This window comes from Pantoea sp. CFCC18177 (assembly GCF_059412425.1).
Window position 1 is genome coordinate 18,676 of sequence record NZ_JBNBPL010000004.1, and the last position, 23,164, is coordinate 41,839.

Annotated in this window: 12 protein-coding genes; 5 read left to right on the top strand and 7 right to left on the bottom strand. The window is 51.2% G+C overall.

What is annotated here, in order from left to right:
- Nucleotides 1-151 precede the first annotated feature (151 nt).
- Nucleotides 152-8,743, top strand: coding sequence for a glycoside hydrolase family 94 protein (locus tag ACPUC8_RS05685; protein WP_494925732.1), 8,592 nt, complete (start codon nt 152-154; stop codon nt 8,741-8,743).
- Nucleotides 8,744-9,650: 907 nt separating this feature from the next.
- Complete coding sequence (locus ACPUC8_RS05690) at nt 9,651-10,037, top strand: VOC family protein (protein ID WP_494925733.1); 387 nt, start codon at nt 9,651-9,653, stop codon at nt 10,035-10,037.
- A gap of 33 nt (nt 10,038-10,070) precedes the next feature.
- Here the strand turns inward: ACPUC8_RS05690 and ACPUC8_RS05695 are convergent, their stop codons facing one another.
- The 5 genes from ACPUC8_RS05695 to ACPUC8_RS05715 all read right to left on the bottom strand — a co-directional run bounded on the left by ACPUC8_RS05695 (nt 10,071) and on the right by ACPUC8_RS05715 (nt 16,485).
- Nucleotides 10,071-12,359 carry a molybdopterin-dependent oxidoreductase gene (locus ACPUC8_RS05695; RefSeq protein WP_494925734.1) on the bottom strand — a complete coding sequence of 763 codons (2,289 nt, stop codon included), beginning with the start codon at nt 12,357-12,359 and terminating at the stop codon, nt 10,071-10,073.
- A 35-nt stretch (nt 12,360-12,394) separates the two neighbouring features.
- Entirely contained in the window at nt 12,395-13,156 is a 762-nt protein-coding gene (locus ACPUC8_RS05700) for an amino acid ABC transporter ATP-binding protein (RefSeq protein ID WP_039327937.1), read from the bottom strand.
- On the bottom strand, nt 13,149-14,072 hold the full coding sequence (locus ACPUC8_RS05705; protein ID WP_039327935.1) for an amino acid ABC transporter permease: 924 nt from the start codon (nt 14,070-14,072) through the stop codon (nt 13,149-13,151). The genes ACPUC8_RS05700 and ACPUC8_RS05705 overlap by 8 nt, the downstream gene beginning before the upstream one ends.
- Nucleotides 14,069-14,965 carry an ABC transporter substrate-binding protein gene (locus ACPUC8_RS05710; protein ID WP_494925735.1) on the bottom strand — a complete coding sequence of 299 codons (897 nt, stop codon included), beginning with the start codon at nt 14,963-14,965 and terminating at the stop codon, nt 14,069-14,071. Before ACPUC8_RS05710 ends, ACPUC8_RS05705 begins: the two co-directional genes overlap by 4 nt.
- Nucleotides 14,966-15,291: 326 nt before the next feature.
- Entirely contained in the window at nt 15,292-16,485 is a 1,194-nt protein-coding gene (locus ACPUC8_RS05715; RefSeq protein WP_231568820.1) for a glycoside hydrolase family 5 protein, read from the bottom strand.
- Nucleotides 16,486-16,829: 344 nt separating this feature from the next.
- Between ACPUC8_RS05715 and ACPUC8_RS05720 the strand changes: the two genes are divergently transcribed.
- The 3 genes from ACPUC8_RS05720 to ACPUC8_RS05730 all read left to right on the top strand — a co-directional run bounded on the left by ACPUC8_RS05720 (nt 16,830) and on the right by ACPUC8_RS05730 (nt 21,379).
- Nucleotides 16,830-18,995: a TonB-dependent siderophore receptor gene (locus tag ACPUC8_RS05720; protein WP_494925850.1), complete on the top strand. Its 2,166-nt coding sequence runs from the start codon at nt 16,830-16,832 to the stop codon at nt 18,993-18,995.
- A gap of 268 nt (nt 18,996-19,263) precedes the next feature.
- Nucleotides 19,264-20,187, top strand: a complete 924-nt coding sequence (iolE, locus tag ACPUC8_RS05725) for a myo-inosose-2 dehydratase (protein WP_039327929.1) — start codon at nt 19,264-19,266, stop codon at nt 20,185-20,187.
- Between the two features lie 10 nt (nt 20,188-20,197).
- A complete protein-coding gene (locus ACPUC8_RS05730) occupies nt 20,198-21,379 on the top strand; it encodes a Gfo/Idh/MocA family protein (RefSeq protein ID WP_039327927.1) in 1,182 nt (393 codons plus the stop codon).
- Here ACPUC8_RS05730 and ACPUC8_RS05735 read toward each other — a convergent pair.
- Complete coding sequence (locus ACPUC8_RS05735) at nt 21,376-22,290, bottom strand: alpha/beta fold hydrolase (protein ID WP_039327925.1); 915 nt, start codon at nt 22,288-22,290, stop codon at nt 21,376-21,378. The genes ACPUC8_RS05730 and ACPUC8_RS05735 overlap by 4 nt on opposite strands.
- A gap of 51 nt (nt 22,291-22,341) precedes the next feature.
- Nucleotides 22,342-22,950 (bottom strand): TetR/AcrR family transcriptional regulator, encoded by a 609-nt coding sequence (locus ACPUC8_RS05740; RefSeq protein ID WP_039327922.1) that lies wholly within the window; start codon nt 22,948-22,950, stop codon nt 22,342-22,344.
- Between the last annotated feature and the right edge of the window lie 214 nt (nt 22,951-23,164).

Sequence of the window (23,164 nt, forward strand, 5' to 3'; positions counted from 1 at the left end):
CGGCATCAAAAACATTGCAATGAGAGAGAGTTAATTCCTGAGACACACTATACTTTAAAAGCACAATTTCTATTTCCACGCTAAGGCTCATGATTTTAATCTTGCCACTTAATTTTCACAGCGAGTTATTTATGTTACATATGATGCCATTATGAAAAAAAATCGCACTTCTTTACCCGTTTACAAAACACAATCACAACGTAAAGTCTCTCAGGAAAAAGACGTATTTTCTGCGAAAAAATTTCCTTATCAAGATAACCAGCAAGATATTTTTTCTGAAGCAGAAATGGAGCGTTATGGCGAGCGCATGTCACGGACTCATCGTCTTTCTGAAGGGAAAAAATCCTATAACTTGCTGCAACGTTTAGCTGAAAATGAAAAATCTCTGATCAGAAACGCGGAAATATTAAGCGCTGGCGACAAACACAATCTGACACCTGCTGCAGAATGGCTTTTAGATAATTTTTACATTATTGAAGAGCAAATTCGCATGGTCAGGCAACTCTTGCCTGAGAAATTCGGCCGTGGTTTACCCATGCTGATTTCACCCGCTAACACTCTTCGCATTCAGGCTATTGCTGATGAGTTGATAAGTCACAGTGACGGGCGGCTAGATTCTGGCGCGATAAAAAGGTTTATACATTCATATCAGAGTGTATCTCCCCTACTCATCGGAGAACTCTGGGCGCTTCCTGCTATGCTGCGATTTGCATTGATTCATAATCTTGCGCTCATTGCAGAAGGTGTCGCCAGCATCCATCAGGAAAGGGTTGAAGCGGCTGAGTGGGTGGACGACATCATGCTTCACTCGACTCAGGACAGCACAAAAGTCATACATATCATTTCATCGATGGCTGAAAAGAATGAAATATTTTCAGGGGCATTTGTTGCTGAGGTTGCTCGACGATTGAACCATCAAAATCATTCCCTGACATTGGTTTGGTTAGAGCAGCACCTGCTTAATACTGGACGCAATATTCCCGAACTGATTGAACATTTCAATCGACAACTGGCCCTGAATCAACTGTCCGTCAGTAACAGTATTACCGGACTCAGGCAACTCGATGAAATAGACTGGCCACAGCTGGTCGAGTCATTAAGTCTGGTGGAAGAAATACTGATACAGGATCCTGCGGGTATTTACCCCCAAATGCACTTTGATAGCCGAGATCAATATCGACACGTCATTGAAAAACTTGCACGCGAGAGTCGGTTTGATGAGCTCAGTGTGGCAAATAAAGTGCTCGGGCTGAGTCAACAGGAGGATTTGCTGCCTCGCCAGAGGCATATTGGATATTTTCTGCTGGATAAAGGGCTTATACAGCTTGAGCAACAGTTGCAAATCCGTAGATCCTTAGTAAAAACATTACATCATTATTTCAATTTTCCTCCTCTTGTCTCCTGGCTTGGCAGCATCACGTTGATTATGGCTGCGTTGAGTGCTTATACGCTTTCCGCAACCTATCAGGCAGGCATAATGATAGCCCCTTGGCTGATTCTGTTTCCCATCGTACTTTTGCTCAGCAGCCAATTGGCGATTCAACTGCTCAGTGAAGCAACGACTCGCTTCCGTTCACCCATTCCGCTTCCTCGTCTTGATTATGAGGAAGCTATACCAGAGCATTGCCGAACACTGGTGGTGATACCCTGCATGCTCAGCAACAATAAGAGCACAGATCTTTTATTACGCTCACTGGAGACCTGTTATTTAGGTAACCCTTTACCTAACCTCTGTTTTGCACTGCTAACCGACTTCATAGACAATCTTCAAGAACATCATACTGATGATGATGAACTACTGCGCTACACCATGCTCAGGATTGATGCGCTTAACCGACGCTACAGTAATGATAAGCCGGATGGTGATCTATTTTCCCTGTTACATCGCAACCGCACGCATAACCCTTCACAAGGCGTTTGGATGGGCTATGAACGAAAACGCGGAAAACTGCACGCCCTCAATCGCTGGTTACAGGGTGAACAAGAAATGTTCAATGTCACCGTGGGGGCCAGCCAGGCACAAATGCGCTCGGTTAAATACGTCATCACTTTGGACAGTGATACTATTCTCCCGCGTGAAACGGCGCACAAACTCATCGGCATCATGGCGCACCCGCTTAATGCTCCGATATTCGACCAGCATCAATATCGTGTTGTAGAGGGTTATGCGATCCTGCAGCCACGCCTTGCTGAAGAAATTCCGCCATTTGGGCAGGGCATTTATGCCCGCCTCTGCAGCAGTATTGCGGGTAACGACGCTTACTCTTCATTGTCATCTGATCTTTATCAGGATCTGTTTGCTGAAGGCTCTTTTGTCGGTAAAGGCATTTATGATGTTGCCGCATTTACTCGAGCGACCCGCAATACTTGCCCGGATAATTTGGTATTAAGCCACGATCTGCTAGAAGGCTGTTACGCTCGCTCAGGCGTGGTAAGTAATGTCGTTCTTTATGAACATTATCCCGAGAACTATCTTAGCGATGTCGCACGCCGTTTCAGGTGGGTCCGCGGCGACTGGCAACTGCTTAACTGGTTGCGACGTCATGTGCGTATGGCCGATGGCAGCCTTACTCTTAATCCTCTTAGTGCGCTATCTCGTTGGAAATTATTTGATAACCTCAGACGGAGCGTGATCACGCCGGCATTACTGACGTTAATTTTCCTGACTTTCACAGCGGTTTCTCATCCTGCCTTTTGGCTGATTTGCATCCTGACCTACCTGTTTTTACCAGGGGTGCTAGCGCTTACGATGGATGGTTTTAGAAAGAGTAAGCAGCGTGCCTGGTGGCTTCATCTGAAATTATTGTTTGCTGATGCACTGAATCGTCTAAGCAAAGCTGGACTGACTTTAGGCATTTTGCCTCATGAAAGTTACTGGTCAGTTAAAGCCATTTTGGTCACATTATGGCGGTTGAATGTCAGTCATCAATTTCTCAATGAGTGGAGTACCACGTCTTTTACCCTCGCCTCTCAACCAATACTGCTGCGTCATTTTTACGCGGCTATGTGGTTTAATCCCTTTGCCGGCATTGCACTGATATTGTTAGTGGGTTTCATGAACCCCTTGTTCTTGCCGTTGCCCTTTTTCCTGGCTGTACTGTGGATGACTGCTCCTTTCCTTCTTTGGCGATTTAGTAAACCCGCCTCGCCGCGACATGAAACATTGTCTGCGGACCAGCATCATTTTCTACGCCAGACCGCCCGGCAGACATGGGCCTGGTTTGATGAGTTCGTCACATTAAAACACCACAATTTACCGCCTGATAACGTTCAGGAGATACTCAAGTCATCGGTAGCGCATCGCACATCACCAACCAATATCGGCCTGTCTTTACTTGCAAACCTGACCGCATGGGACTTTGGATATGTGACGCAAAAACAAGTCATTACTCGTACGCTTTTAACATTAGAAAGCCTCGATAAAATGGAGCACTTCAGAGGACACCTCTACAACTGGTATGACACCTTGACCTTGCAACCTTTGCAACCACGCTATATTTCCAGTGTGGACAGCGGCAATTTTGCCGCTCATCTTGCCACGCTTCAGGCTGGACTAGCGCAATGGAAAAACCAGCCGCTACTTTCACTTGCTGTCGTGATGGAGGGGCTGCAAGACACCTTTAGACTGGCTCAGGATCAATTTGGCGATCAGCCAGATCACCCAATGGCGCAACTTGATGGCCCATTTTCTCAACTTATGCAGGCTACGCCCTCCACTCTCCTGGATGATTTAACGCTTCTGATGCAACGTTGTCAGATATTACAGCCCCAACTCAGCCAACCATCACAACAGGTTAACTGGTTTACATTGTTCATTCTTCAGCTCACCAATATACGCGATGAGTGGGCATTGTTTTTCAGTTGGATCACGCCGCAACATACTCTAACGACATCGCTGCCTTCATTACTGTGGCTGGCAGATTTGGATAATCACATCCCTGACCTTGATCCTCAACAAACGAGTCTGGTGGTGTGGTCCGCCCGTGAACGACTGGCAATACTGCTTGAAATTGATAGACGGTTAGAAGATCACGCAAAAATGGATTTTCGCTTCCTTTATCGCCCAAGCACCGCACTGCTTAGCATTGGCTACAACGTGGAGAGCGGGACGATGGATGGAGGAGCCTATGATCTTTTCCCTTCAGAAGTCAGACTGTCTCACTATTATGCCATCTCGGCTAATCAACTGCCGGTTAAAAGCTGGTTCACGCTAGGACGTCTGTTCACTCGGTTGAACAATCAGCCAGCGGTCATGTCATGGAGTGGCTCCATGTTTGAGTATTTGATGCCGCATCTGGTCATGCCGGTGTATCCGAATACGTTACTTGAAACGATGGCACACTCTGCGGTTAAGCAGCAGATTGTTTCGGGAGAGACGGCTCAAATGCCATGGGGTGTATCCGAATCCGCCTACGCCGCGTTTGACGAAAGTCAGAGCTACCAGTACAAAGCCTTTGGCACCCCCGAATTAGGGCTGAAACGGGGGTTGATTGAAGATCAGGTGGTTGCCCCCTACGCCACCCTCCTGGCGCTCATGGTCTTACCACGACAGGCCACTAATAACCTGCAGCACTTAAAAAAACTGGGGGCGGGTGGGGACTACGGATTTTATGAAGCGGTTGATTTTACATCACATCGCCTTGCTCGTGGGCAACGTTACGCGGTGGTAAAAACCTACATGGCTCATCATCAGGGCATGGGGTTACTTGCTCTCTCCCATTTATTGTTGACGGCCCCAATGGTCGCCCGCTTCATGTCGTGTGCGATGTTCCAATCATCATATCTTCTCTTACAAGAGAGAGTACCCGATGACATAGAACTCTATACCCCTCGCCGGCAATTTGTCGAACTGGCGAACAGAAAACCGCGCAGTGATTCTACTGCCCAGCGCGAGTTCATCGGTTCAGCAACACACCTACCACAAATTCAGCTTCTTTCTAACGCTAATTATCATGTCATGATCACTCAAGCTGGAGTCGGTTACAGCATGTGGAAAGGGTTGGCGCTGACCCGCTGGCGTGGGGACGGTACAAGCAATCACAGCGGAATATTTTGTTATGTTCGTGACGGTTTGAGTGGTGAAGTTTCGAGTGCCACATACCAGCCGTTATGTAGTCCACAACTGAAATATGTTGCTCGATTCAATGATGCGGGTGCCGAGTTTGAAACGCGCAATGAGGCACTAAACATACGCACTCATGTCGTGATCTCGCCGGAAGATGATGTTGAGATTCGCCGCATCGTGATTACCAACCATTCCCGACAGTCACGCGGCATCGAAATAACAAGCTACGCTGAAGTCGTTTTGGCTCCCCTTGAGAGTGATATTTCTCATCCCGCCTTCAGTAATCTTTTTGTCCAGACGGAAATTGATGCTGATCTGGAAGCGATCATGGCTCATCGTCGCCCACGCAATGACAAAACCGCCCCCGTTTGGATTTTTCACGCCATGTTAGTCCATGGCGAAATGGATCGCGAAACACAGTATGAAACGGATCGGTCACGATTTATTGGCCGCGGTCATAACGTCGATAATCCACTGGCATTGGTGTCTGAGCGTGCCCTGAGCGGAAGTGCTGGCGTTGTGCTTGACCCCATTTTGGCTATCAGACAAAAAGTATGTTTAAAACCGGGTCAATCCGTCACGCTCGATCTCGTTTTTGGTGCCGCTTCACAGCGTGAAACCTGCACATCGCTGATAGCGAAGTACCGTGACAATCTCTTCGCCAACCGTGTGTTTGAAATGGCTTGGTCACACAGTCAGGTCGCATTACGTCAGCTCAATATCGACGCTGAAGATGCCAGTTTGTATAACAAACTGGCAAGCGCCGTGATTTTTCCCTGCCCTGAGATGAGAGCGGATGTAAAAACTTTGCAGCAGAATCGACTTGGGCAGAGCGCACTCTGGCACCACGCCCTATCGGGGGATTACCCTATCGTCGTTGTGAGGATTGATAATGAAGTGCAGCTTAACCTGCTGCAGCATGTCATTAAGGCGCAACAATACTGGCGTCATAAAGGGCTCATTGCTGATCTCATGATCATCAATGGCGAACAGGGAGGGTATCAACAGGTATTACAGAATCAGCTCCTTAAAATCGTTGCCACGGGTGAATCATTGGCGCATAAAGATAAGCCCGGAGGTATCTTTATTCGTCAGCAAGAGCACCTTACTCCAGAGGATATCACGCTACTTTTCAGCGTTGCGGTGGTGGTGCTGGAAGGCGCTCACGGAAACTTCGCCGATCAACTCAACGTACTGTTGAAACCACATGTTGCTCCCCCGCCTCTTCAGCCGACTCACTCTTCTTTCCTGACCGCCCCGGTTCATTTAAGCCCTGGCAGATTGCAATTCTTCAACGGAACCGGTGGGTACAATATTGAGGGGAATGAGTATCATATTCTGTTAAAAGAGGATCAACAGACACCTGCTCCCTGGTGTAACGTACTCGCGAACAAACAGTTTGGCAGTGTGGTATCTGAAGCTGGCCAGGCATACACATGGTATGAGAACGCGCACGAGTTCCGACTCACACCCTGGAATAATGATCCAGTCTCTGACATCTCAGGGGAAGTTTTCTACTTACGCGATGAAGAGAGTGGACAAGTGTGGTCCCCTATGCCACTTCCAATACGTGGTAGGGGCGACTACATCACTCAGCATGGATTTGGATACAGCCGCTTTCTGCACCAGGAATTTGGTATTGCCAGCACGATGACGCTTTTTGTGGCTTACGATGCCCCCATAAAGCTGGCTTTAATTGAGTTACAGAATTTATCCGGTACAGCCCGACATCTATCCATTACCGGTTATGTTGAATGGGTTATGGGCGAAATGGCGACTCAGTCAACAAGACATGTGCAAACGTCATCAGCGGCAGTGATATCGGGCAGCGCAATTTTGGCAGTGAATCGTTATGACGGAGCAGGATCGGAGCGAACGGCATTTTTTGCCGTATCAGGGGACCAGATTACATACAGTGCTAGCCGCCTCGAATGCTTGGGTCGCAATGGCTCAACACGTCGGCCCGCCATGATGAAGGCGCGCAATTTGTCAGGCAAAACAGGGGCGGGACTGGATCCCTGTGCGGCCTTACAGACGCTTGTCACGCTCGATGATGGCGAAACATACAGCACTGTTTTCTTACTGGGTATCGCTGATGACACCCCATCGGCATTGACGCAAATAGTTAAATTTATCGTATTAGACCAAGCTGAAGCTGAGCTGGAAAAAGTGCAGCAACATTGGCGCGATCTCCTTAACAGAGTACAGATAGACACGCCCGATCGTGCGGTTAACCTCCTGTCTAATGGCTGGTTACTCTATCAAACACTGGCCAGTCGCCTGCTGGCTCGCAGTGGTTATTATCAGTCGGGAGGTGCATTTGGATTTCGGGACCAACTTCAGGATACGCTGGCACTGACACACATTGCCCCCCATCTCCTTCGCGACCAACTTTTACTTTGTGCTTCTCGCCAGTTTGTGGAGGGCGATGTTCAGCATTGGTGGCATCCCCCCTCAGGACGTGGTGTCAGAACGCGTTGCTCTGACGACTATTTGTGGCTCCCCTTTGCGCTTTGCCATTATGCCAATGCCACTGAAGACACCGCCATTTTGAACCAGCAGATTCCCTATCTTGAATCTCGCAATCTTAAGGAGAATGAAGAATCAGATTACAGCCAGCCTGGGTGCAGTCCATTAAGTGAGACGTTATGGCAACATGCCTATCGTGCCATTAACCACGCTCTGACTTTCGGGCAACACGGGTTACCTTTAATGCACTCTGGCGACTGGAATGATGGGATGAATCTGGTTGGCGTGGAGGGTAAGGGTGAAAGTGTATGGTTAGGATTTTTCCTTTACACCGTTCTCACGCGTTTTTCCGCGTTATCTCTGCTTGCCGGCGAAGCCGATACCGCCAGCACCTGCCAGCATCGCGCGGAGCAATTAAAAATTGCCTTAAACAAAACGTCCTGGGATGGTGAATGGTTTTTGCGTGGGTTTTTTGATAGTGGTGAAACGCTGGGTTCTCGACATAATATCGAGTGTCAAATTGATGCTATCGCACAAAGTTGGTCAGTGCTTTCCGGTGCAGGAGATAAACAAAAATGCGTCTCTGCTATGCAGTCTCTTTATCAGCACCTGGTTGATGAACAGCATCAGATCATTAATTTACTCACACCGCCATTTAATGGCGCAGGGCCAAACCCTGGATACATTCAAGGATACCTGCCGGGCATTCGTGAAAACGGGGGGCAATACACTCACGGCGCACTTTGGGCCATTATGGCCTTTGCCGAGATGGGAGAAATCGAACGTGCCTGGTCGCTGCTGGCGATGGTCAATCCGATCAATCATGCTTTAACTCCTGCTGATGTGGCCATCTATTTTGTCGAGCCTTATGTTATGGCAGCAGATGTCTATAGCGCCGAAAATCACCTTGGTCGAGGAGGATGGACATGGTATACCGGCTCTGCTGGTTGGGCATGGCAAGTGATCTGCGAGAGTTTGTTAGGGATCACTCGCCACGGTAATACGCTGCGCCTTCGGCCACGTTTGCCGTCGAGTTGGCCAGGAATGTCACTCACCTATCGGGTCGGACAGGGCATCTACCATATTGATATCCGTCGCAGTGAGGACACTTCTCAACTATGGCTGGATGGCAAGGCGTGCGCAGAAAATGAAATACGGTTAAGTGAAGCCGCAGGGGATCATCACGTCACACTGTTTATTGCAAAATGATCGTAATACAATTTTGCTGTCCCAGCGCCCTCCTCACCGTGCTAAAGCTGGCTAATCCGGTTTCTCCATCACTCATTTTTTTTAGACGCGAGCGTGGGCTCTTCCAGACTTTCAGTTCCGGCCCTGATTTTTAAATCTCTTTAAAACAACCACATCTTAGGTACCCCTTTATAGATGAGCACCAAGAGGATGTGGCTGGTTCAAGGTTGCAGCTCCGGGTGCCTCCCGGTAAGCCATTGAATGGTCAAACCGACTTGTGATTGATTACACACAGCGTACGCTGACAGAACCATTTTCACCCCGCTGCTTAAGGGGATTAGCTGCGACTCATTAACAATAACACCTAATCAGAGCGACACATTCTAATAATGCAGCTCCACGCTAGTCTCTTTTCAACCCTCAGGCTGAAGTGCCCTCGCGGCTGTAACTAATCGACCCTAGCCCTGTGCGTAGGTTCTCCAACTTTCGGTGTGCCGCTAAGATAAGGTGTCTATTTAATTAATTAGCCGTCATAGCCGATGACGAACACATTCAGATGATGTCCATTTCACTCAATGAGGCCCTTTAGCTTCGCCTTTGAATTCAGGACTAAAATTTCTTCGTTTCATTGGAGCACCTGTGTTGTTCTGAGGTGAGCATATCACCTCTGTTCAGGTGGCCAAATTCAGTAAACCTCTACACACCTCTTCCTACATTATTTTTTCATCTGAACACAGGCTGGCCCTATTCCGGTTCCCCTTACACCCAACACCATTCCCATAACCTAATTTACGGGTCTCAGTTCTCGTAGCGCACATGATCATCGAGTCATGATAAGGGGAAAATCCAGTGTGGCTGAGGCTCCTGACAGATTCTGTCACAACCTCACCGTACTATTCAGCCGTAAACCCACAAGGAGAAAAAAACCATGTTTACTGCTGATATGACCATCCTTTATGTACCGAACGTCATTAAAAGTGCTGACTTCTATGCATCGCTGTTTGACCTGAGACCCATCAACGTCTCGCCAACCTTCGCCATGTTTGTGTTTGAAAATGGCTTCAAGTTTGGACTGTGGTCGAAATACACGGTACTACCCAGCGTCAACAATCAGCCATTCAACGCCAACGGCGAAATCACCTTCAAAGTGCAGCATAAAAAGGACGTCGATTTTTTGTATAACGAATGGGGTGCTTTCCGCGAGATCACCATCATTCAATCCCCTACCGAGATGGACTTTGGCTATACCTTCACGGCTATTGATCCAGACGGCCATCGCCTGCGTGTGATGTTCTTGCAGTTAGAAGAGGCGTAAGGATGCAGGGCGCCGCCTGCCGCCCCATGGATGTTAAACCTGAGGAGGGATAAACGCCTGCACCGGGGTGAGTTCGCCGCTGTATTTTCGAACCTGCACCACGGTGATTTGCCCGCTGCAACCTTGCGTCAACGATGAAGTGCCAATATCTAACGTCAACACATTGGGATTACCGTGACGACACATCGGACGCAGTGCGAGCGGATCAACAGGGTCGTACCAGGCACCGGTAGGTAACTGAACCACGCCCGCCATAATTGTATCGGTGACACGTGCACTGGCCAGTACATGCCCACGCTGGTTGTACAGCTCAATAATCTCACCGTGCTGGATACCCAGCGCAGCAGCATCCGCCGGGTTAAGGCTGCACACCTCACGGCCATCACGTTTGCCACTTAAACTGTAGTCGCCAAAATCAAGCTGGCTGTGCAGACGCGTAGCCGGTTGATTGGCGATCAACCAGAATGGGTGCTGGTGATCCGGCTTTTGCTGCGGTTCACGCCACACCGGATGTCCCGGACAGTTTTCATAATCAAAGCTGGCAATAGTCGCAGAGTAGATTTCGATTTTTCCACTCGGCGTAGGCAGCGGCGCGGCTTCCGGGTCGGCGCGAAAAGCGTTGATCATCCTGCCGCCATCTTTTAACTGCGGCAACTCCAGCACTCCCTGCTGCCAGAACTGGTCAAAATCAGGAATCTCCACCTGATGCGTGGCCAGTTTTGCCTGCAACTGCGCATAATGATGTTTCAGCCAGCCGCGCGTATCCCGGCCTTCCGTAAAGGCTTCCTCACGACCCAGACGCCGCGCCAGCTCGGCAAAAATCACATAGTCGTCTTTGGCTTCACCGTGCGGTGCCGCCACCGGTTGCATCGCGAACAGGTGGCGATCGGTTGGCGCACCGCCAATGTCTTCGCGCTCCAGCGTCATGGTAGCGGGCAAAACGATATCGGCATGACGCGCACTGGCCGTCCAGGCGATCTCATGCACAATCAGCGTATCCAACTGACAGAATGCCTGACGTAAGCGCGCGAGGTCCTGATGGTGATGGAAGGGATTGCCACCCGCCCAGTAGGCTAATCGAATGTGCGGATAGGTTAAGCGGCGACCGTTGTAGTCAAAGGGTTTGCCGGGATTGAGTAACATATCCGAGATTCGCGCCACCGGGATCAGACGATCAATGCCGTTTTTGCCCTGTGGCAACGCCGGGAAACTCACCAGATTATGGTGTTTGCCGTAATGCCCCAGCGCACCCAATGCATAGGTATAGCCGCCGCCGGGTAATCCTGGCTGACCGAGCGCCGCCGCCAGCACCAAACCGAGCCACACCGGTTGCTCACCGTGCTCAGCACGCTGTAGGGCATGCGCGACCGTCACCAATACGCGTTTGCCGTGCAGTTGGCGGGCAAAATCGCGAATAAAAGCAGCGTTGGCACCACAGATATCAGCGGCCCAGGCCGCGTCACGCACCGTGCCATCCTCTTCGCCACGAATGTAGGCAACCATGGCTGGCCAACCCACCGTATAGCGACTGAGAAACGCTTCATCGGTGAGTTTTTCTTCAATCAAGACTGATAACACACCGAGGATAAAAGCGGCATCGGTGCCGGGACGGAGCGCCAGCCACTCCCCCTGCGCTTCATCAGGCAGATCGCTTTTCAGCGGGCTAACGGAGATGAAACGCGTGCCGCGCTTTGCTGCCTGGTGCATAAAACCGCGTTCGGTGTGTTCGCTTAATCCGCCGCTCGCCACCTGCGAGTTTTTCAGCGCCAGGCCACCAAATGCCAGTACGATTTCACTGTGCTGGGCAATCTCTTCCCAGCTGACGCCGCGCCGGGCGATTTCGGTCATGTCGCCGACAATGTGCGGTAGCAGCACGGACGCAGAACCGGAACTGTAGCTGTTCACCGACCGGACATAGCCACCAAGAGTGGTGTTCAGAAAACGGTGCACCTGACTTTGCGCATGGTGAAAACGCCCAGCGCTGGACCAGCCATATGAGCCACCAAAGATCCCTTCAGGACCATAGCTGTCTCCCACACGTTTCAACTCGCGCGCCACCAACTCGTAAGCCTGCTCCCAACTCACCGCCACATATTCATCATTGCCACGGCGTTGGTCCGGGCCGGGGCCGTTTTCCAGCCAACCACGACGAACCATTGGTCGGGAAACACGAGCCGGGTGGTTAAGCGCGGTGCGGAAGTTTTGTAGCAGTGGGCTCGGGTCCGGATCGCCTTTGAAGGGTTCGATGGTGAGCTGATCGCCCGATTGCTGGGCATGGAAAGCACCCCAGTGGGCGCTGTGCATTACCGGTTTTTGCGTCATCACTGTTCCTGGCTGTCAAAAATGAAAAACGGTGCTTAAAGCACCGTTGCAATAAAGTTTCTTACACGCCCGTTTTCCGGGTCGTCGAGGACTTGCTGAGTCGGCCCAGCTGCGACTATTTTGCCGTCTTCCATAAACACAATGTTGTCGGCGACCTCGCGGGCGAAGCCGATTTCGTGCGTCACAATCACCATGGTGATGCCAGAGTGCGCCAGCTGTTTGATCACTTGTAGCACTTCACCCACTAGTTCCGGGTCAAGTGCTGAAGTGGGCTCATCAAACAGCATCACGCCGGGGTCCATCGCCAGCGCGCGGGCAATGGCGACACGCTGTTGCTGACCACCTGACAGGTTTTGCGGCCACTCCTCTTCACGCCCCGCCAGTCCCACCTGCTTCAGCAACGAGATGGCTTTGCTGGTGGCTTGTTGGCGGTTCTGCTTTTTCACTCGCATCGGCGCATCAACGATGTTCTGCAACACCGTACGATGCGGGAACAGATTGAATTGCTGAAACACCATGCCGATCTCAGCGCGCTGGCGGGCAATCTCGCTGCTGCTTAATTCGTGCAGCGCCTGGCCTTTCTGCTTATAGCCAATGATTTCGCCGCCGATACGAATGGTGCCGCCATCCAGTTTTTCCAGATGGTTGATGCAGCGCAGCAGCGTGGATTTACCCGAACCCGAAGGCCCGAGGATCACGGTTACAGAACCGGCAGGAATATCGAGGTTCACTTCATCAAGAATGGTGACACCCGAGAAGCGTTTAGTGACTTTACGTAAGGCGATCGCTTCAGCCATTGCTCACGCTCCTTTCAACTTTCTGCGCAGTCAGTCCCGGCAATGACTTAAAGAAGCTGCGCTTTTCACGACGCGTCACACCACGACCAAAATAGCGTTCCACATAGAACTGACCAATGGACAGCACTGATGTCATCAACAGATACCACAGCGTCGCCACCAGCAGCAGCGGGATAACTTCATAAGTACGCTGGTAAATGATCTGCGCCGAGAACAGCACATCCTGCAGTGAAATCACCGAGACCACGGCAGTGGTTTTCAACTGACCAATAATTTCATTACCGGCTGGCGGCATGATGGCACGCATCGCCTGTGGCAATACCGTGTGGCGGAAAATCTGCGCCGGACGGTAGCCCAACGCGCGCGCCGCTTCCAACTGACCGTTGCCCACACTTTGGATACCGGCACGCACAATTTCAGCCGCGTAAGCGGACTGATGCATAACCAGTGCGATAACCGCTGCACTAAATGGACTCACCAGCGCGTTGGATTGGGTGCTCCAGATCTCCCCTAATCCCGGAATCGACAGGGCGATGGTGGGATAGAGCGCGGCGATGTTGTACCACAGGAACAGCTGCACCAGCATCGGCACACCCCGGAAGAACCAGGTGTAAAACCAGCTCACGCCTACCAGAACCGGGTTGGAGGAGAGGCGCATCAGCGCCAGCACCGTACCAAACGCAAAGCCCAGCACCACCGAAATAGCGGTGAGCTGCAGCGTCATCAACACGCCTTGCAGAATGGATTCGCCGGTAAAGTTTTCCGCAATCACGCCCCATTCGAAGCGTGGGTTGTTAATCATTGAATGCGCCATTGCCACGACGCACAACAGCACCACCAGCGCACTCAGCCAGCGTCCGTAGTAGCGTTTGCCGACGATCTTCAGATCGTCGGTGTGGTCACGTACATCACTCATTGAAAGATTTCCTGATTACGTTTAGCGACTTTCACCGCACCAAAACCGATGCCCCAGTTGTCGAGGATCTTCTGGTAGCTGCCATCTTTGATCAGTGAGTTAAGTGCGGCCTGAACCGCAGGCTCAAGTGGAGAGTCTTTCGGGAAAGCGACGGAAACCGGATAATCGCTTACGGCCACTTCGCCGCTCAGTTCCAGTGGTTTGATCACTTTTGCCTGCCACAGCAAGCCTTCATAAGGACCCAGGAACATCGGTACACGGCCACTGACTACCGCCTGAACACCGGCTGGACGATCCGGGAACAACGCGACTTTGATCGGCTGTTTACCTACCGCCACACAGGCTTTGCTGGCTTCATCCAGGCGGATAGCCTGCATGGTACCTGAACCAGCGCCTACTTCTTTGCCACACACATCATCAAAGGATGTAAACGGTGTCACTTTGTCGGCTTTACGCGAAATAAATGCCAGTTTGCTGGCATCGTAATAACCCACAAAATCGATGATTTTGGCACGTGCAGTGGTGGCATTGATGTTGGATAACGCGACATCGTAGCGGCCGGTTTTCAGGCCAGGAATGATGTTGTCGAAACCGCCGGTATCACGCCACTGGACCTGAATCCCTAAGCGTTCACCCACGGCGTTCATGATATCGATTTCACGACCCGCCAGCGTTTTGTTGTCTTCTTTATAGAAGGTCGTTGGCGGTGTATTAGGGTTGGTTCCTGCTACGATATAACCGCGCTTTAGCACATCCTCAGGCACCAGGCTTTTCAGCGCAGGATCGGCCTGAACATGGATTGAGCTGTCAGTCGGGACGGATTGATCGGCGGCAAACGCGGTGTGTGCACTCAATGCGAGTGCCAGCAAGGTGATACCTTTAGCGAGTTTCACTGGAACCTTTCTCCTGATGTATTCAATGTTTCCCGGCAGGGAAAAGGCGTTGAGGTAGCGATGTATTTTTCTCCCCTCTCGCCTCACGGCGGAACGGAATTTTCATCCTCTTAACGTCCCGCAGCCATTCTCAGTAAGATAGGCAGCGATCACAAATGCGAAAAACGGATATCTATTGCCATATTTCGGGAATAGCGCCTGGCAGCTTCTCGGATGGGGATAAAGGCACCAGTCCCGGCGCGGGGTGAGCAGAAATATTCAGATTTTGCCAAGAGGATCAATAGCCTGCTTTTGCTGTGGCTATTGATCATTTAATTCTTAGCAAGTCACTTTTGTTCTAAGCGTTTGCGGATAGGTTCAAACTCTTTGGTGGCATGACGTGGCACCGTATCCGGCAAATTGTTCTCAGCGGCTTGCCAGTATTGCCAGGGCACTTTCTTATTCCCCAGTTCGTAATCCATGCCGTCCCAACTGTCTTCCCGGAAGCTGTAAAACGCCCAGTGTGCCTGATGTTTATCCAGCACGCTGAGTACATCCTCCAGATACGTTGTGCAACCGGGCAATGTGCGAACACAACCCAACTCCGCCAGCACCAACTGATGATTCGCCACGCCGTGCGCTTTCGCCCAGTTAAATGGCTGAGTTAAATATTCCGCGACCCGCTTTGCATCCCAATATTGCAATGAACCGGCATAGGGCACTTTACCCGGATAGGGCCAGGGTGTGTGCCGTTTGGCATTTGGCGCGCTGGTCGCCGCATAGGGTTCATACATATGCACACTGTAGAGAACACGCTTATCTGTTAATGGTTGGGGCCAATAGCTAAAGGCATCGGCTGCCGCGTACCAGCCACTATCGACCATAACGGGGGTTTGCTGATCGACTTCACGGATGGCCGCGATAACACGTCGATAGAAATCGGGCAAATCGCGCGCGCTACCCTGATGCTGTTGATACCAGCTTTGCATGGTTGACGCTGAGGCATGTTCAGCCAGTCCACCCATTTTTTCCGGAGCGGGTTCATTAATGATGTTGTAGGCAGCTATCGCCGGATGATCTTTTAATACTGTCGCGAGATCGCGCCAGTAGTCCGCACTCTGCTGCCAAAACTGCTTATCCTGCCAAAGGCGGTCATCAAACTGCCCTCCATTATTCTGCGCCCAGCGCATGCCGGGCAGCGATAGCGGTGTGATCACCACCTTCAGCCCTGCTGCCTGCGCTTCATCGAGTACCCTTTTAAGCGTTGCGACGTCTTCTGCTACTAATCCCTGATAGCTGTCTGCGCTACCGAGCAGGAAATCGCGTTGCTGGGTCGGCCATTTGTCCCAGGATAATCGCACCCAGGAAGCACCGTAGTGATGCAGTGCTTTGAAGTAGTCATTGTTCGGGGGCAGTCGATTAAAGCTGTTACCGCCATGTTGTGGTTGCAGCCAAAAATCCATCTTTTCTGCAGCATTTGCGTGGGAAATGCCCAGGATAATGAGGATGGTGAATGTAAAGCTTTGTATGATCTGGCGCACACTTTCTCCTTAATTATCGGTCGTCCAGCGCATCAATTTACGGTGCGATACTGAAACTAAACTAAAAACCCGATAATTTCCGTGCGTTACCACCATTCTTCATCACTCTGAAATGTAAAGAATTTCATGACACTTTTATGAATAACGCTTTTCCCTTATTCAGAGATATCTTCCACTTTTATTCTCTTTACGAATCTTCACGCTTCACAAGCAAAATGGACCAATCATGGAGAAATAAAGGAGAGCGCCTGACGCTAGATATACAATGATAAGCATTCTCATTATCATGCGCATTTGCTTACAAACGTTAATGCTTCAGGGAGAAGATTTAAGTGAATGTAACTGTGTATTGCAGAAAGCGTCCGATTGCACTGTTTTTGGCGGGTTTACTCACCTCACCTGCTTTTGCCGCAGAACCCACGGAAAAACTGGCTGACGATGAATCGATGATCGTCACGGCTGAGCAGGAGCTGAAACAGCAGCCTGGCGTCTCCACCATTACCGCTGAAGATATTAAGAAGAACCCTCCGGTTAATGACCTTTCTGACATCATCCGCAAAATGCCTGGCGTCAACCTGACGGGTAACGGTGCCAGCGGCAGTCGTGGTAACAACCGTCAGATCGATATTCGTGGTATGGGCCCAGAAAATACCCTGGTGATGATTGATGGCGTGCCAGTGAGCTCACGCAACTCGGTACGTTACAGCTGGCGTGGCGAACGCGATTCCCGTGGCGATACCAACTGGGTGCCCGCGGAGATGGTAGAACGCATTGAGGTGATTCGTGGCCCAGCTGCCGCGCGTTACGGTTCAGGTGCCGCAGGTGGTGTGGTGAATATCATCACTAAACGTCCAACCAATGACTGGCACGGCTCGCTGTCACTGTTCACCAATCAGCCAGAAAACAGCAAAGAGGGTGACACCCGCCGCGCGAACTTCGACTTAAGTGGTCCGTTGGCCGGTGAAGCATTGACCATGCGCCTGTACGGCAACCTTAACCGTACTGACGCGGATGCCTTTGACATCAACACGGCTGAAAACGGTTCTTATGCTGCTGGTCGTGAGGGCGTGCGTAACAAAGACATTAACGGTGTGCTGTCATGGAAAATCACGCCAACGCAGATCGTCGATTTCTCCTACGGTTACAGCCGTCAGGGCAATATTTATGCGGGTGATACGCAAAACAGCAACAGCAATGCCAGCACCGACGGATTGGTCGAAGCGCTTTACGGCCAGGAAACCAACCGCTTGTACCGCCAGAGCTATGGCGTTGTGCACAATGGAATCTGGGATTGGGGCACGTCTAAACTCAATTTCAATTACGAGAAAACCAACAATACGCGTCTGAAAGAAGGGACTGCGGGCCGTACTGAAGGGATGATCAATACCGATGAGTACGCCACCAGCCGTTTGGAGAGCTATCGTGCCGGCGGTGAGATTAACTTCCCACTCCAACTGCTGGTCGATCAAACCGTGACCCTCGGCGCAGAATGGAACCGCGATGAGTTAAACGATCCGGCTTCGATGTTAACGCAAACTGCGACAGGCGTGACGCTGCCGGGTAGTTCTGGCGATCCTTCGCAACGCAGTAGTAAAAACGATGCCACTATCAGTTCGCTGTTCTTTGAAGACAATATAGCCGCAACAGACAGTACTGAAGTCATTCCGGGCCTGCGTTTCGATTATCACGATCAGTTCGGTGCTAACTGGAGCCCGAGCCTTAACATTTCTCAAGGGTTAGGGGATAACTTCACGCTGAAAGCCGGTATTGCACGCGTGTTTAAAGCGCCAAACTTGTATCAATCAACCCCGGGATATCTGCTCTCCACTCGCGGTAACGGCTGTCCGATTGGGCTGACGCAATGTTATTTGCTGGGTAATGGCGATCTTGACCCTGAAACCAGCGTCAACAAAGAGATTGGCCTGGAGTTCAGTCATGAGGGGTATGTAGCCGGTATTACCTACTTCCGTAACGATTATAAAAACAAAATCGTTGCCGGTACCGATCCTGTCTATTCCGCTGCGGGCTACAACGTACTGCGTTGGGAAAACGGTGGTAAAGCCATTGTGGAAGGGCTGGAAGGAAACCTGACTATTCCATTAATCACCGACACCCTGGAATGGCGAACTAATGCGACCTATATGTTCCGTTCAGAGAGCAAAGATACGGGCAATCCGCTTTCCATCATTCCTGAGTTCACCATCAACTCACAACTGGAGTGGCAGGCAACGGATGCTCTCAGTGCTAACGTAAACTGGACCCAATATGGACGTCAGAAACCGCGCCAGTTTGCAGAAACGAATACTGACGTGACCAATATGACCACCAAAGAGATTAAGCCGTACTCAGTGGTTGGCCTCAACCTAAATTACGACATCACCAAAAACTTGCGTGCTAATGCCGGTATCAACAACCTGTTTGATAAACGCATCTATCGCGAAGCGACCGGCGCAGTGACCTATAACGAACCCGGTCGCGCTTATTACGCGGGTGTAACCATGTCGTTCTAGCAAAAAGGGCGGCTTGAAGGTTAAAAGCCGCTCAATTAAGCAAAAAATCAATATTAATGCGCACCAAACCTCATCCATTCCCGTAGGCTCGCCATTTATGGCGACTGAAAGGCAGAAGACCTGAAAGTCGCCCTACAACCAATAAAGACAAATTATTTGTTGACGTTAAGACGTCAATATTTGATGGTTTTACGTCAAATAACCTCTCGCTGCATACCCTCTCATCCGCTAATTTCTTCGCTACCTCTTCCTACAAAAATTAAAGCCAATGATCAAAAAAACGTTTTACCGCAGCGGGCAACCTGCCCCGAAACTCGGTGTCAGCCCACTTTCCTGGGTGAATGAAGTCCTGCACCACCTCGGCGCGGACACCACTGCCGAGCAGTGCTTAAGCGAGGCAAGGCAAGCAGGCTTTCAGGGCGTTGAACTGAGTCGTATTTTCCCGCGTGAACCTGGTGCGTTAAAACAGTTGCTGTCACAGCAACAACTACAGCTGGTATCAGGTTGGCACGACGGTTTTCTGACCGAGCGCAGCGTGGAGCAGGAACTGGATGCGGTGCATAACCACGCTTCTCTGCTGCAGGAAAACGGCGCCAGGGTCATGGTTTACGGTGAATGCGGCTGGATGACGGACAACGCACTGGATGTGCCGCTGCACGCCAGACGACTGCTGCCAGAAGATCAGGTTAAACCTTACGCCGCCAGGCTCTCCGCTTTCTCCGATGCGCTGCTGGCGCAATACGGATTGCACCTCGCCTATCACCATCACCTGATGATGGTGGCAGAAACGTTACCCGAAATTCGTGCCTTGCTCAGCGCTTGCACTCCTTCTGTAGGTTTGCTGCTCGACACCGGTCACGCTACCGCCGCCGGTTTTTCCTACACCCAACTGATTGACGAATTTGCCGATCGCATCTGCCATATACACCTCAAGGATGTCCGTTTGGATCGCCTGCAGCAAGTGCGCGCATCAGGAATGACCTTCAACGAGGCAGTGCTTTCAGGCATGTTCACCGTGCCTGGCGACGGCGGCATTGATTATCGGCCACTGGCGGAGTTTATCGCTCACAGTGGTTATCAGGGCTGGATGGTGGTCGAAGCCGAGCAAGATCCGGCCAAAGCCCCGCCGCTGGCTACCGTCACGCGAGCACAGCGCTACGTTGCACAACACATTTACCCTGCGAACGCATAAGGAGCACGACATGGCTGGAAAAACACTCAACGTAGGTCTGATTGGATCGGGTTTCATGGGACAGGCACATGCCGATGCATGGCGTCGCGCAGGTTTGTTATATCGCAATCTGGCACTGCAACCGGTGTTGCATACGCTGGCCGATGCGACGCCAGCATTGGCTGAAGAAGCCGCGCGTCGTTACGGTTTTCAGCACAGCACGGCAGACTGGCAATCGATGGTGAATAATCCTGAGATTGATATTGTCGATATCACCACGCCCAACAGCATGCACTTCGATATGGCGCTGGCTGCGATCCGCGCCGGCAAGCACGTTTACTGTGAAAAGCCCCTCACCGTCTCCCTGCAAGAAGCGCAAACCCTGACACAGGAAGCCGAACGTGCAGGAGTGAAAACCATCATGGCGTTTAACAACATCAAAACGCCGGCGGCGCAGTTAGCGAAACAGATGATTGATCGTGGCGATATTGGTACGCCGACCCGTTTTCGCGGCTGGTTTGATCAGGGCTTCTTTAATGATCCGAACCTGCCATGGAGCTGGCGCTGCTCACGGGAACAGGCGGGTTCCGGTTCACTGGGTGATTTAGGTTCGCACGTTGTGAGCGTGGCGCAATATTTGATGGGGCCGATTAAAAGCGTGGTCGGTCAGGAACAGCTGTTTATTGAGACGCGTCCGGCAGCGGGTGGTGGCTCCGGCTACGGTGCTCAGGCGGATAAAGATGCCGCGCGCCTGAAAGTCGAAAACGACGATCAGTTCCAGGCGCTGGTGACTTTCGAAAATCGTGCTGGCGGCGTGATTGAATCTTCCCGCATCTCTGCAGGCAAAGTATTCGGCATCGCCTGGGAAGTATCAGGCACCGAAGGCACCATCATCATGGACGGTGAGCGTTTTAATGAATTAAAGATCGCCCGCTATGGCGATGCCAAACACGATCGTGGCTTCAAGACCATTTATGCTGGTTCGCAGGTGGAACAGTTCGGCGGCTTCTTTGGCTTTGATTTTGCCGGAGGGGGCTTAGGTTATTTCGACGTTAAAGTGATTGAAATTTATGACCTGATCAAAGGCCTCAGCAGCGAAGCCGGGTGCTTCCCGGACTTCCGCTTTGGCCTCGAAAATCAGCAAATCATAGAGGCAATGGTGCAATCTTCCGCGCGCGGTGAACGTGTTGAGATCGCCAGTCTGCGCGCTTAGTTAAAAAACGCGCGCAGCGCTTCGGCCAGCGCCTGCGGTTGCTCATCTGGAATAAAGTGACCGCAGTGCGCTATTTTGATGCCCGTGACATCAACAGCAAACTCTCGCAACGGAACGGCCATATCGGGAATCGATCCCTGGTCGGCACTCACCGCCAGCAGCGGAAGGGTCAGCTTGCCCTCCTCTTGCAAGCGTTCTCGATTTTGCGCGGCAGAGACACTCACTTCTCGATAGGCCGCCATGCCCGCACGGATTGCCCCGGTTTGTCGCAATAAGCGGGTATATTCCTGCATATCCTCATCAGTAAACACCATCGGACTGGCGGCTTTACGTTTCAGGAACCATTCGAGATAAATCTCCTCTCGCCCTTCAATCAATGCCTCTGGCAAATCTGGCAGTAAATGAAAAGCAAAATGCCAGGTCTTCCAGGCTTTATCGGGCGTGGCGGGCAGCGCATCGGGCAAGGTCACGCCAGGAATACCGGCATCGAGTAGCGCCAACTTGATCACTTGATCTTGATACAACGAAGCAAACGGCCACGCAACCCAAGCCCCGACATCGTGCGCTGCCAGATAAAATCGATTGATGGCGAGCTGTTGCATTAAGCCCTGTACCTTTGTCGCCAGTGAGACCGTATCGTAACCGGCAAAGGGTTTATCGGAATCACCCTGACCGGGTAAATCTGGCGCAATAATAAAGTAGTGTTCAGCAAGCTTGGCCATCACCTGACGCCACGCAAACCAGCTTTGCGGGAAACCGGCTAATAACACCAGCGTTTCACCTTGTTGATTGCCGCCGCTAACGTAATGCAGTCTGACGCCGTCAACTGACGCGTAGCCGTGGCAAAACCCCGGTAAACCCGTTACCGGTTCAGACCAACGAGCCGTGGGTTTGAGTTCTGAAGCGTTCATCTCGTTCTCCGCAAATTTAGGAAATGATTATTTCCTTATTAGTTAAAAAATTTAGTCGAGCAGAGTTAATGCATTCGCGACCAAATTATCGTGTGCTGGGAAATCCTGCATTTTGCCCGCCACTCGCATGCCCAACACCAGGCATAACAGAATGCCACTCAACGCCTGCACATTATGTTTACGGTTGATAGAGCCATCCTGCTGACCCAGCTCAAGTAAAGAAGTAATAGATTTTAAGTTACGTTGTAACGCAGCTCGCACCAATTCGGCCAGCTCCTGATCAAGAACCTGCAACTCAATGGCGCTGCCGACCACCAGACATCCCCGTCGCCCTTCAATATCCGTGGCGGATTCAAGATAAAAACGCAGTAACTCGGCGATGCGTGCCCGGCCATCTGGCTGTTGTTCCAGCCTGCGTTTTAGATGTTGATTACGTAACGAGGTATAGCGGGTAAACACCTGTAAAAACAGGCCCCGTTTATCCTGGAAAGCCTTGTAAATGCTGCCTGCAGTGAGTTCCATCGCCGCGCTCAGGTCGTTAATCGACGCGCTGTGATAACCCTTTTCGCGAAATACCAGCATGGCGCGGTCCAGTGCCGTATCAAGGTCAAACTGACGCGGACGGCCGCGTTCACGTGGCTGAGAAGATGGCAGTGACATGCTCAACTCGATATAGGAAATGATTAATTCCTAAATACTACATTAAGGGTTCAATACTTAGCAATCAAGTTCATCAGACAAACGAATCTTATGTGGTAGCCTGCCAGACAACCACTGAAGCTAATAAGCAGGCTGGGGCCGCACTGGGGCTGGCATTCCGGAGCGCTGAGCTGAGCGAGTATGCCAGGAGAGCCCGCAGGACGCGGGCGAAAGG

Coding starts and splice junctions, on each gene's coding strand:
- ACPUC8_RS05705 (WP_039327935.1), bottom strand. CDS start 14,072: ATGAGTGATGTACGTGACCACACCGACGATCTGAAGATCGTCGGCAAA.
- iolE (WP_039327929.1), top strand. CDS start 19,264: ATGATCAAAAAAACGTTTTACCGCAGCGGGCAACCTGCCCCGAAACTC.
- ACPUC8_RS05740 (WP_039327922.1), bottom strand. CDS start 22,950: ATGTCACTGCCATCTTCTCAGCCACGTGAACGCGGCCGTCCGCGTCAG.
- ACPUC8_RS05700 (WP_039327937.1), bottom strand. CDS start 13,156: ATGGCTGAAGCGATCGCCTTACGTAAAGTCACTAAACGCTTCTCGGGT.
- ACPUC8_RS05685 (WP_494925732.1), top strand. CDS start 152: ATGAAAAAAAATCGCACTTCTTTACCCGTTTACAAAACACAATCACAA.
- ACPUC8_RS05695 (WP_494925734.1), bottom strand. CDS start 12,359: ATGACGCAAAAACCGGTAATGCACAGCGCCCACTGGGGTGCTTTCCAT.
- ACPUC8_RS05730 (WP_039327927.1), top strand. CDS start 20,198: ATGGCTGGAAAAACACTCAACGTAGGTCTGATTGGATCGGGTTTCATG.
- ACPUC8_RS05735 (WP_039327925.1), bottom strand. CDS start 22,290: ATGAACGCTTCAGAACTCAAACCCACGGCTCGTTGGTCTGAACCGGTA.
- ACPUC8_RS05690 (WP_494925733.1), top strand. CDS start 9,651: ATGTTTACTGCTGATATGACCATCCTTTATGTACCGAACGTCATTAAA.